Raw genomic sequence first — 11,365 nt, forward strand, 5'->3', positions numbered from 1 at the left:
GGACAGCTACCGTAGCCGGGTAACAGGAAAAGAGTATTAACGTATTAGGACCACTCCTAAAGCTGCCAGCGCTATACTGCGCTGAAAAGGCATAACACGAGTTGCATATAATGATGAAAACAACCAAACGTCTGCTGTGCTGTGCGCTTGCCGCCAGTACGCTCATCTCCACCAGCGTTTTTGCCGCCTCCTGGCAGGACTCGCTCTCCAGCGCGGCCAGTGAACTGAGCAAACAAAGCTCCGGCTCGCAGGGCAGCTCGTCGCTCTCCTCCCTGACCAGTCTGCTGAATGGCAGCAATCAGTCACTGACCTCAAGCAGCATGAATAACGCCGCCGGGATCCTGGAATATTGCGCCAAACAGAAACTGGCCTCGGTCACCGACGCGCAAAACGTCAAAAACCAGGTGCTGGATAAACTCGGCCTCAGTGCCCCAGAGCAGAAACAAGACACCAACTACATGGACGGCATTCAGGGCCTGCTCAACGCCAAAGATGGCCAACAGCTGGACCTGAACACGATTGGTAATAGCTCGCTGGCGAAGCAGGTAAAAACCAAGGCCTGCGATCTGGTGTTAAAACAGGGTATGAACTTCATTTCCTGAGGCATTAAATGCCGCGTATCCCCTGCGCGGCATCCCCCTATTCCTGCCGATACAGACCGCCATCACGAAAGCCGTAATTACCCGCAAAAAAACGCGCATATCTAAACCAATTCTGAATAACAACGTAATTTAATGTCACTACAATTGCAGCAATATAACAACGCTATTACATTGTTCTCTCACTAAATGATTAGCCTGCCAGGCATGTGCCCGGTTTACTGAGGATCGACCGTGTCAGAATTAATCTCCATCACTCTGTTTCTCGCTTCAGTGCTGATTTATGCCTGGAAAGCGGGTCGCAATACCTGGTGGTTTGCCGCCACGTTAACGGTGCTGGGGATTTTTATTGTCTTAAATATCACACTGTATGCCAGTGACTATTTTACCGGCGACGGAATCAACGACGCGGTGCTTTATACTCTGACCAACAGCCTGACCGGCGCAGGTATCGGGAAATATATTCTGCCTGGCGTCGGCATTGCGCTGGCGCTGACGACCGTCTTCGTCGCCCTCGGCTGGATCCTTCGCCGCCGTCGCCATCACCCGCATCACGTGGGTTACAGCCTACTGGCCCTGCTGCTGGCGCTGGCCTCCGTTGACGCCAGCCCGGCGTTTCACCAGATAACTGAACTGGTGAAATCTCAGTCGCGCGATGGCGATCCGGATTTCCTGACCTATTATAAAGAGCCGTCGAAAACCATCCCTCATCCGAAGCTGAACCTGGTTTATATCTACGGCGAAAGTCTCGAACGCACCTACTTTAATAACGAGGCGTTCCCGGATCTGACCCCGGAGCTCGGCGCGTTGAAAAACGAAGGCATGGATTTCAGCAACACCATGCAGCTACCAGGGACGGATTACACCATCGCTGGCATGGTCGCTTCGCAATGTGGCATCCCGTTATTTGCGCCATTTGAAGGCAACGCCTCGGCATCGGTTTCCAGCTTTTTCCCCAACAATATCTGTCTCGGCGATATCCTGAAAAACTCCGGCTACCAAAACTACTTTGTGCAGGGGGCCAACCTGCGCTTTGCCGGGAAGGATGTGTTCCTGAAATCTCACGGGTTTGATCATCTGTACGGCGCAGAAGAGTTAAAAAGCGTGGTGGCGGATCCCGCATATCGTAACGACTGGGGCTTTTACGATGACACCGTGCTGGACGAAGCATGGAAAAAATTTGAAGAACTATCGCGTTCAGGACAACGTTTTTCACTGTTTACCCTGACCGTGGATACCCATCATCCGGATGGTTTTATCTCTCGTAGCTGTAACCGTAAACGTTATGACATCGACGGTAAGGCCAATCAATCTTTCAGCGCGGTGAGCTGCAGTCAGGAAAACATCGCTGAATTTATTAATAAAATCAAAGCATCCCCGTGGTTTAAAGATACCGTGATCGTGGTTTCGTCCGATCATCTGGCAATGAACAACACCGCCTGGAAGTATCTGAACAAGCAGGACCGCAACAACCTGTTCTTCGTGCTACGCGGCGACCAGCCGCAACAGGATACGCTGGCGGTGAAACGTAACACGATGGATAACGGCGCAACGGTGCTGGATATTCTGGGCGGCGATAACTTTATCGGCCTTGGCCGCAGCAGTTTGTCGGGCGAATCCGTGTCGGAAGTATTCCTCAACATCAAAGAAAAAATGCTGGCGTGGAAGCCCGATATCATCCGCCTGTGGAATTTCCCGAAAGAGATGAAAGAGTTCACCATTGACCAGGACAAGAACATGATCGCGTTCTCCGGTAGCCATTTCCGCCTGCCACTGCTGCTGCGCGTATCGGATAAACGCGTCGAACCACTACCAGAAAGCGAATACTCGGCGCCGTTGCGCTTCCAGTTGGCGGATTTCGCGCCGCGCGATAACTTTGTCTGGGTCGATCGCTGCTACAAAATGGCGCAGCTGTGGGCGCCGGAGTTGGCGCTTTCCACCGACTGGTGCGTCTCTCAGGGGCAACTGGGCGGGCAACAAATTGTGCAGCACGTTGACAAAGCCAAATGGAAAAGCAAAACCGTCTTTAAAGACACGGTGATCGACATGGAGCGCTACAAAGGAAACGTCGATACGCTGAAAATTGTCGATAACGATATTCGCTACAAAGCCGACAGCTTCGTCTTTAACGTGGCGGGCGCGCCGGAAGAGGTGAAACAATTTAGTGGTATTTCACGCCCCGAATCCTGGGGACGCTGGTCCAATGCGCAGCTCAGTGAAGAGGTAAAAATCGAATACAAAGCGCCATTGCCGAAAAAATTCGATCTGGTCATCACCGCCAAAGCCTATGGCGATAACGCCAATCGCCCGATACCCGTGCGCGTTGGCAATGAAGAACAGACGCTGGTGTTAAGCCATGATATCAGCACCACTACCTTACATTTTGAAAACCCGGCAGATGCCAATACGCTGGTGATTATCCCACCCGATCCGGTTGCCACCAACGAGGGCAATATTCTCGGCCACTCGCCGCGGAAGCTGGGGATCGGAATGGTTGAAATCAAAGTGGTGGCAGCTCAGGGTTAAAAAAAACAGCGCCCAACACCACTCCGGGCGCTGCATGGCAACCTTATTCCAGACTGTTCACCGCCTGACGCATACCTTGTACCAGAATCATTTCCAGATTGGCTGTCACCTGCTCAGCAAGACCTGGCAATAACGTTAAATCTTCACCCCAGTGCGCGGCCTCGCCGAGCACTGCATTCACCAGTTCCCGCAGCGTTAAATCATTGCCAACTTGCGGCCACAGGCTGGCATACAGATTTATCCACTGCTCGTCATCCTGCAATGGATAGCCTTCCCCGGCCCGTTCACCGCGATAAAACGCCAACAGCGCGGCCAGAGCGAAGGTTAAGCGCACAGGCCAACATCCATTTTGCTGGCCCGCCAGCAGTTGCGGCAATATACGGGTGCGGAATTTGGTCATGCCGTTAAGCGCGATGGAAAGTAACTGATGGCGAATGTAGGGGTTCTGAAAACGCCCGCTCACCGCACCGGCAAATTCTCGCAGTTCATCGGCGTCGAGATCCAATACCGGTATAATTTCCTCGCTAACCGCCCGCTCGACAAAACGGCGGACATCGGCATCCTGCATCGCTTCGCCAACGGTATCCAGCCCGCACAGCCAGGCAACCGGCACCAGCGCCGTATGCGCGCCGTTCAGAATCGCGACCTTACGTTCCTTGTACGGCTTAATATCGTTTACTACTCGGATATTCAGAGGGCATTGCGCCAGCTTTAACTCTTCAGCCAGCCATGCAGGTCCCTGAATCACGAACAGATAAAAGTGTTCCGCGGTATCGAGAAATGCATCGTGATAGCCAAGCGTAGCTTCCAGCGCGGCGGCTTCTTCGCGCGGGTAGCCGGTAACAATGCGGTCAACCAGCGTGGAACAGAAGGTATTCGCCGTTTCCACCCAATCGGCAAACGCCGCAGGAAGCTGCCAGTCCTGCGCATACTGCAGCACCAGCGTTTTAAGCGCATCGCCGTTATAGTCGATCAGTTCGCAAGGAATAATCACCCAGCCCTTATCCACCGCCCCCGCAAAATGGTTAAAGCGCTCCAGCAGCAGTCGCGTCAGTTTGGCCGGAAAACTCACCGGCGGGGCATCATCCACACGGTCCGCCGCGTGATAGCTAATCCCGGCTTCAGTGGTGTTCGAAAACACAAAGCGGATGTCCGCATTGTGCGCCAGCGTCAGATACGCCGCGAAATCCTTGTACGGGTTGATTTCGTTATTTACCGAACGAATCAGCCGCGCCTCGCTTACCGCCTCGCCCTGCTCGTTCAACCCACGAATAAGCGTGGTATATAACCCATCCTGAGCATTCAGCGACGGCGGAAAATCGGTATTAATCGGGCGAACGATGGTCACGCCAGCATTGAGATCCGTTTTCTCATTAAGGATATCCAGTTGCCAGTCGACAAACGCCCGCAGAAAATTACCTTCACCAAACTGGATCACGCGCGTAGGGTAGCTGACACCCGGAAAATCACGTCGATTCAATGTTTTCATCACACTTATCCTCTCAGAACGTGATCACGCCTTTAATCAGTTCCCGGTTGTTAATCACGTCCCGCTCGTAGATCTCTGCAAGTTGGGCAAACGCGTAACGGTGCGTGAGCATCATGTCGGCGGTCAGTTTGCCTGCCGACATCAGGCGGCCAACCTTGGCAAAATCTTCCGGGGTCGCGTTGCGACTGCCCATCATGGTGGTCTCTTTCTTGTGGAACTCAGGATCGGAGAACTGTAAATCGCCTTTAAACAGCCCAACGAAAACGATGCTGCCCCCATGGCGAATCAAATTCACCGTGTTGTTCATCGCATGCTGATTCCCCGTGGCATCAATGACCTTTTGCGCCAGCGAGCCGCCAAACTGAGCGCGCAATTGCGCATCAAAATCTTCAGCAGACGGATCGATAACCGGAAGATCCAGTCGGGAAACCACATGCTCCCGGCGCGCGGCGCTGGTATCCGCCACCACCACTTGCGCGCCATCGGCTTTGGCAATCGCCGCCGCGCCCAGACCAATCGGACCGGCACCGACCACCAGCACCTGCTCACCCGGCGCTACCGCCGCCCGACGTACCGCATGTGCGCTGATGGCATAAGGCTCAATCAACGCCGCCGCCTGCGGGTCAATGCCCTGCGCATCCAGCAGGTTGGTCACCGGCACGGACAAGTATTCGCTGAAGCCGCCATCCTGGTGCACGCCAATCACTGAAATATTCTCGCAGCAGTTGGTGCGCCCGCTCTGGCATGCCGGACACTGCTGACAGGCCACGTAAGGAATAACCGCCACCTGCTGGCCATTTTTCAGATTTTGTATATTTTTACCCAGCCCGACAATTTCCCCACATATTTCATGGCCTAATACACGTGGATAGCTGAAAAAAGGTTGATTGCCGCCCCAGGCATGAATATCGGTGCCACAAATCCCCACCGACTTAATTTTTATTAATGCCTCACCTTCACCCGGAACAGGTATTTCACGCTCTTTCCAGACTAATTTTTTAGGTTCCTGGCAAATCAACGTATTCATCGTAGACATGATTCTGCTCTCCTGTTTTTTTGTTGCCTCAGATATCGACGAAAATAAAAAAACCGGAGAAAGCGGAAACGTAATCTGTGAATCTCAGCGCATAAAAATGTTTTAAATCGGGTTTTAATAGCGAAAAAGGAGACACCATGAGCCGTTCACAGAACTTACGCCACAATGTGATTAACCAAATAATCGATGATATGGCGCGTGGTCATATCCCTTCCCCACTTCCGTCGCAAAGCGCGCTGGCCGAGATGTACAACATCAGTCGCACCACCGTGCGCCATATGCTGAGCCATTTAAGCGAATGCGGCGTACTGACACAGGTCGGCAGCCACTATGTCATCGTGCGTAAACCTGACCATGACGACGGTTTTGCCTGCACCACCGCCTCCATGACCGAGCAAAACCGGATCTTCGAGCAGGCTTTTTTCACCATGATCAACCAGCGCCAGTTGCGCGCAGGCGAGAGTTTCTCCGAACTGCAGCTTGCCAGAGCCGCAGGTGTCAGTCCGGTAGTTGTGCGGGAATATCTTTTAAAATTCGAACGTTACAACCTGATTAAAAACGAAAAACGCGGTCAGTGGAGCATGAAGCAGTTCGATCAGGCCTATGCGGAACAGCTGTTTGAACTCAGAGAAATGCTTGAGACCCATTCTTTGCAGCATTTCCTCAATCTGCCCGATGATGACCCGCGCTGGCTGCAGGCCAAAACGCTGTTGGAGCGCCATCGCATCCTGCGCGACAGCATCGGCAGCAGCTTTCGTATGTTCTCGCAGTTAGACCGTGAGTTTCATGCTTTACTGCTCTCTGCTGCCGACAATATATTTTTTAATCAATCACTTGAAATCATCTCCGTGATTTTCCACTTCCACTATCAGTGGGATGAAAGCGATCTTAAACAGCGCAATATCATTGCCATCGATGAGCATATGACCATCCTCAGCGCGCTGATCTGCCGCAGCGACCTGGATGCCACCCTGGCGCTATGTAACCATTTGAATACAGCCAAACAATCGATGATCCGCTCCATTAATCAAAGTAGCGCTGCTGCGCATTAAGTACCGATAAAAAACAGCAAACCATTACCGGGAGCACGATTTTATAAAAATATAAACCCCTGAAAAATACCTCTTGCCTATGCTCACGCTAAGTCGACTGCATTAAAAACTTTTGTGAGCGGTGATGAGTAAATTGATTCATCACTGGTATTTTTTCAATACTGCACAGCCCACTGCTGTGTGAAAATAAATTATTGAGGTTCAGGAGTCCGGCGTGGAAAAAAATAATATTACCCTCGACCCGAGTTCTTCGTTTGACACGTCGTCATCAGCGGATATTAATGTTCCGCCTGAGGGCATGGTACAACGCAGTAGCCGAATTAAACGTATTCAGACCACAGCAATGATTTTATTATTTTTTGCTGCGGTGATTAATTACCTCGACCGTAGTTCATTATCAGTCGCCAACTTAACAATTCGGGAAGAACTGGGGCTGAGCGCCACGCAAATCGGTGTCCTGCTGTCGGTCTTCTCTCTCGCTTACGGTATTGCACAACTGCCCTGCGGCCCGCTGCTGGATCGCAAGGGTCCGCGCATTATGTTAGGACTCGGGATGTTCTTCTGGTCGCTGTTTCAGGCGCTGTCCGGGATGGTACACAGCTTCACTCAGTTTGTGCTGGTGCGTATTGGCATGGGGATCGGCGAAGCGCCCATGAACCCGTGCGGCGTAAAAGTCATCAACGACTGGTTTAACATCAAAGAGCGCGGCCGCCCCATGGGTTTATTTAACGCCGCCTCCACCATCGGCGTCGCCATTAGTCCACCGATTCTGGCTGCAATGATGCTGGTTATGGGCTGGCGCTGGATGTTTATTACCATCGGCGTGCTGGGCATTTTCCTCGCCATCGGCTGGTACATGTTGTATCGCAACCGCGAGCAGATTGATCTGAGCGCCACAGAACAGGCTTACCTGAACGCCGGCAGCGTCAATGCCCGCCGCGATCCGCTGAGCTTTGCCGAATGGCGCAGCCTGTTCCGCAACCGTACCATGTGGGGCATGATGCTGGGCTTTAGCGGCATCAACTACACCGCATGGTTATACCTGGCCTGGCTGCCGGGCTACCTGCAGACCTCCTACAACCTGGATTTAAAAAGCACCGGCTTAATGGCGGCCATTCCGTTCCTGTTTGGCGCAGCTGGCATGCTGATTAACGGTTTTGTCACCGACTGGCTGGTGAAAGGCGGTATGGCACCGATTAAGAGCCGGAAGATTTGTATTATCGCCGGGATGTTCTGCTCTGCAGCCTTCACCTTCGTGGTACCGCAGGCGACAACGTCAATGGCCGCGGTGTTACTGATCGGTATGGCGCTGTTCTGTATCCACTTCGCCGGAACCTCCTGCTGGGGCTTGATCCACGTCGCCGTCGCTTCACGTATGACCGCCTCCGTAGGCAGTATCCAGAACTTTGCCAGTTTTATCTGCGCGTCCTTCGCGCCGATCGTTACCGGCTTTATTGTGGATACCACTAACTCTTTCCGCCTGGCGCTGATTATCTGCGGTTGCGTCACCATGGTGGGCGCCCTCGCCTACATCATCCTGGTACGCCAGCCCATTAGCGATCCGCGTAAAGATTAATCCTCCAGATGCCCGATAACACCGCGCTTATCGGGCATGTTATGCTCCACGTATGAACATTATCTTGCGCGCCACGACTCTGGCAGAAACTGCCGCTCTTCCCGCCATCGAACGATCTGCGGGGCAACGTTTTTTACTCATCCCCGACCTGGCGTGGATTGCTGACGACCAGATTATATCGGCTGCTCAGCATCGGGCATTTGCCGCCGCCGGCATGAGCTGGCTGGCGCAGGTCGATGAGCGTCCGGTCGGTTTTTTGGTAGCCGAAACGCTGGGGTCATCGCTGTTTATTGCTGAACTGTCGCTGCATCTGGAGTGGCAGGGAAAAGGAATTGGCCGCAGGTTGATTGGCTATGTTGCCGAACAGGCTCGCGAGAAAGGTTATACGTCATTGACGCTGACCACTTTCCGCGATGTGCCGTGGAATGCGCCATTGTATGCGCGACTGGGTTTTGAAATGCTGGCTGACGAGACGCTTTCGCCGGAATTGCGCGAAAAAAGAGCTGAAGAGGTGGCGCACGGGCAGACGTACGAACGACGCTGCGCCATGCGCCTGATGCTGCGCTGATTGCCCGATGGCGGCTACGCCTTATCGGGCATCACAGGCTTAGAACGTTTCCCAGTTATCCCCGGCATCAGTTACCGCTGCTTTACGCGGCTGGACCGTTGAAACCGGTTTAGCGGCGGCAACGTCGCGCGCGCGCTGCTGGTCATGCTGAATACGGAACACGGCTACGGCCTGGGTCAGACGGCTGGCCTGCTCTTCCAGCGCCGCGGCGGCAGCGGCGGATTCTTCCACCAGCGAGGCGTTCTGCTGCGTCACGCGATCCATCTCTGCAACGGCCAGACCCACCTGGTCGATACCGCGGCTCTGCTCATCAGAGGCGGAGGCAATTTCACCCATGATATCAGTCACGCGGGTCACCGCATTGACGATCTCATCCATGGTTTCACCGGCGCTTTCCACCAGCGTTGACCCCACATCCACACGGCTGACCGAGTCTTCAATCAGGCTCTTGATCTCGCGCGCGGCCTGCGCACTACGCTGGGCCAGGTTACGCACTTCACCCGCAACCACTGCAAAACCACGCCCCTGCTCGCCCGCACGTGCGGCTTCTACCGCGGCGTTGAGCGCCAGAATATTGGTCTGGAAGGCAATACCGTCGATAACGCTAATAATATCGGCGATTTTCTGCGAACTGGAAGCGATATCGCGCATGGTTTGCACCACGTTATCGACCACTTTACCGCCTTTCTGCGCGGTTTCCGAAGCGCTCAGCGCCAGATGGCTGGCCTGACGCGCGTTTTCGGCGTTCTGCTTCACGGTCGCCGTCAGCTGTTCCATGCTGGCCGCCGTTTCTTCCAGAGAAGCCGCCTGCTGCTCGGTACGTGAGGAGAGATCGTTGTTGCCCATCGCAATCTCGCTGGCACCGCTGTAAATCGCGTTAGCGCCGTTACGCACGTCACCCACGGTGTTCATCAGTTCACCCTGCATGTGGCGCAGGCTTTCCGCCAGTTGTCCAATCTCGTTGGAACCTTCCACCTCAATACGCTTCACCAAATCGCCGCTGGCGATATGACGAATACTTTCAATCAGGCGGTTCATCGGAGAGATCAGCGTCAGTTTGATACCAAACCACACCGCAACGATAGCGGCCAGCACGGTAATCAGTACACACACCAACACCCACATCGCCTGGCTATAGGAAGCGTTATTGTCCTCAACCGCGATGTCATACAGGCGATCGTTCTGCTGCATGTAATTCATGTACTGCTTCTCAAAACCGTCCTGATAGCTCTGAGTCGGTTGATCAAAAAACGCGTTGATCTTGCCTTCACCCAGTAACTGGATCAGCTCCGCCAGCGCGCCGTGATAGATGTCATAGGTGCGGTTGATCTCCTGGAACGCGGCTTCGCTTTGACGCGGATCGCGCGGAAGCGACTCGTAAATCGCCCAGTTTTTTTCGGTCAGCTTCAGGGCATTGCTCGCCACCTGCATCAGTTCTGCAACGGTCGCGCCGCTGCCGATGTTGCTCTGATCCATCATGTAGCGAATCCCCGCCCGGTTCAGGGTATTACGCGTTTGCAGTAGCTCAACCCAGGTAGCGTTCAGCGCAGACTGCTGCTGGCGAATGGTTTGCAGAACGGTAAAGTTCTCTTTGTCATTCTTCAGTGAGTTAAAAAACAAGCCGCCTGAGGCGAGCTGTAAAAGGCCAAATAGCGCCAATACCAGCAGTAAGCTGGTAACAATCTTCATTCGTTTTAACATGTTTTCTCTTTCCGCTAGACAGATACTCTGGTTTTCGGCCTGGAAAGAGAAAACTTTATGGTGCCAGCAATTGCTACATAATTATCGTTTCCGCATTAAATTTCGTTCCCTATGACAAATTACGCAAAAAATTACTCGTTCCGTTGCGTCTTAGGTGTAGGATTCCCGTTTTTAAGGAAAGGATGCTTGTATGTTGAATCGCGATTTTGATCACCTATCCACCCTGGCGCACCACTTTTTTGAACGTGAAGATATTCGTCAAAAACTTAATATCATCGATCAGTACAACATCTCCGGTTGGGAAGTCTGGATGCAGATAGAATTTGCCAATCTTTTGGCTTCGACGGGTCATGAATGGTGGCGTGAACAAACTCTCGCCTGCGATCTGCGGAAAAATCCACAGCGTTTGTCTGTACGTGCAGATTTCTTGTTGCGGAAAAAAGGCTGGACTCAGGACAGCTACATTGCACTTGAACTCAAGCAGAACCAGGATCCGACAAGTTGCGTCAGAAATATGATTGCGGATTTGGTTAAAAGCGCCAAAATCAAACGTTCAGAATTAGAGCTGCGTAGCTTCTGGACGCTCGGGGTAACACCCCGCATAGACAAAGAGCGCCTCGATGAACTTATTGACCACTATCTGGATGAAAAATATTACCTGACTAAATCACGTAAGAAACATGTGTTGTTAAGAGACATCGAACAAACGCCTTACTGTTATATCGTCATCTAAGTATCTCAGTCAGATACTGTGTCAGTGGGGAAACACGGCATTTAGGCAAGCGAACACTATAATGCCGTGATCTCAATCACATAAA

At 52.8% G+C, this 11,365-nt stretch carries 9 protein-coding genes; 6 read left to right on the forward strand and 3 right to left on the reverse strand.

Annotated features, from left to right (window positions below; translation table 11 throughout):
- The first annotated feature begins 110 nt into the window (after positions 1–110).
- The gene (locus KQJ18_RS17330) at positions 111–602 is read left to right on the forward strand and encodes a DUF2501 domain-containing protein (protein ID WP_048215003.1); all 492 of its coding nucleotides are present in this window, start codon (positions 111–113) and stop codon (positions 600–602) included.
- 231 nt (positions 603–833) lie between these two features.
- Complete coding sequence (gene opgB / locus KQJ18_RS17335) at positions 834–3,125, forward strand: phosphatidylglycerol--membrane-oligosaccharide glycerophosphotransferase (RefSeq protein ID WP_085048364.1); 2,292 nt, start codon at positions 834–836, stop codon at positions 3,123–3,125.
- Positions 3,126–3,168: 43 nt separating this feature from the next.
- Here the strand turns inward: opgB and KQJ18_RS17340 are convergent, their stop codons facing one another.
- Positions 3,169–4,614 carry a tagaturonate reductase gene (locus KQJ18_RS17340; RefSeq protein ID WP_150344624.1) on the reverse strand — a complete coding sequence of 482 codons (1,446 nt, stop codon included), beginning with the start codon at positions 4,612–4,614 and terminating at the stop codon, positions 3,169–3,171.
- A 13-nt stretch (positions 4,615–4,627) separates the two neighbouring features.
- Entirely contained in the window at positions 4,628–5,650 is a 1,023-nt protein-coding gene (locus KQJ18_RS17345) for a zinc-binding alcohol dehydrogenase family protein (protein WP_087857415.1), read from the reverse strand.
- A gap of 137 nt (positions 5,651–5,787) precedes the next feature.
- Between KQJ18_RS17345 and KQJ18_RS17350 the strand changes: the two genes are divergently transcribed.
- The 3 genes from KQJ18_RS17350 to KQJ18_RS17360 all read left to right on the forward strand — a co-directional run bounded on the left by KQJ18_RS17350 (position 5,788) and on the right by KQJ18_RS17360 (position 8,846).
- Positions 5,788–6,702: a GntR family transcriptional regulator gene (locus KQJ18_RS17350; RefSeq protein WP_038636960.1), complete on the forward strand. Its 915-nt coding sequence runs from the start codon at positions 5,788–5,790 to the stop codon at positions 6,700–6,702.
- 214 nt (positions 6,703–6,916) lie between these two features.
- Positions 6,917–8,278, forward strand: a complete 1,362-nt coding sequence (locus KQJ18_RS17355) for an MFS transporter (protein WP_087857417.1) — start codon at positions 6,917–6,919, stop codon at positions 8,276–8,278.
- Between the two features lie 52 nt (positions 8,279–8,330).
- On the forward strand, positions 8,331–8,846 hold the full coding sequence (locus KQJ18_RS17360; RefSeq protein WP_042312563.1) for a GNAT family N-acetyltransferase: 516 nt from the start codon (positions 8,331–8,333) through the stop codon (positions 8,844–8,846).
- 39 nt (positions 8,847–8,885) lie between these two features.
- On the opposite strand, the gene tsr is transcribed toward KQJ18_RS17360, so the two are convergent.
- The gene (gene tsr, locus KQJ18_RS17365) at positions 8,886–10,547 is read right to left on the reverse strand and encodes a methyl-accepting chemotaxis protein (protein ID WP_204527882.1); all 1,662 of its coding nucleotides are present in this window, start codon (positions 10,545–10,547) and stop codon (positions 8,886–8,888) included.
- Between the two features lie 190 nt (positions 10,548–10,737).
- On the opposite strand from tsr, the gene KQJ18_RS17370 reads away from it, so the two are divergent.
- Positions 10,738–11,280, forward strand: coding sequence for a hypothetical protein (locus KQJ18_RS17370; protein WP_069324113.1), 543 nt, complete (start codon positions 10,738–10,740; stop codon positions 11,278–11,280).
- Positions 11,281–11,365: the final 85 nt, after the last annotated feature.

This window comes from Citrobacter sp. S55_ASV_140 (assembly GCF_018919505.1).
Classification (GTDB): Bacteria; Pseudomonadota; Gammaproteobacteria; order Enterobacterales; family Enterobacteriaceae; genus Citrobacter; species Citrobacter werkmanii.

Bases quoted from the DNA above. Each gene is read 5' to 3' on its own strand.
- KQJ18_RS17330 (WP_048215003.1), top strand. From the start codon at position 111: ATGATGAAAACAACCAAACGTCTGCTGTGCTGTGCGCTTGCCGCCAGT.
- KQJ18_RS17340 (WP_150344624.1), bottom strand. From the start codon at position 4,614: ATGAAAACATTGAATCGACGTGATTTTCCGGGTGTCAGCTACCCTACG.
- KQJ18_RS17345 (WP_087857415.1), bottom strand. From the start codon at position 5,650: ATGTCTACGATGAATACGTTGATTTGCCAGGAACCTAAAAAATTAGTC.
- KQJ18_RS17350 (WP_038636960.1), top strand. From the start codon at position 5,788: ATGAGCCGTTCACAGAACTTACGCCACAATGTGATTAACCAAATAATC.
- KQJ18_RS17360 (WP_042312563.1), top strand. From the start codon at position 8,331: ATGAACATTATCTTGCGCGCCACGACTCTGGCAGAAACTGCCGCTCTT.
- tsr (WP_204527882.1), bottom strand. From the start codon at position 10,547: ATGTTAAAACGAATGAAGATTGTTACCAGCTTACTGCTGGTATTGGCG.
- KQJ18_RS17370 (WP_069324113.1), top strand. From the start codon at position 10,738: ATGTTGAATCGCGATTTTGATCACCTATCCACCCTGGCGCACCACTTT.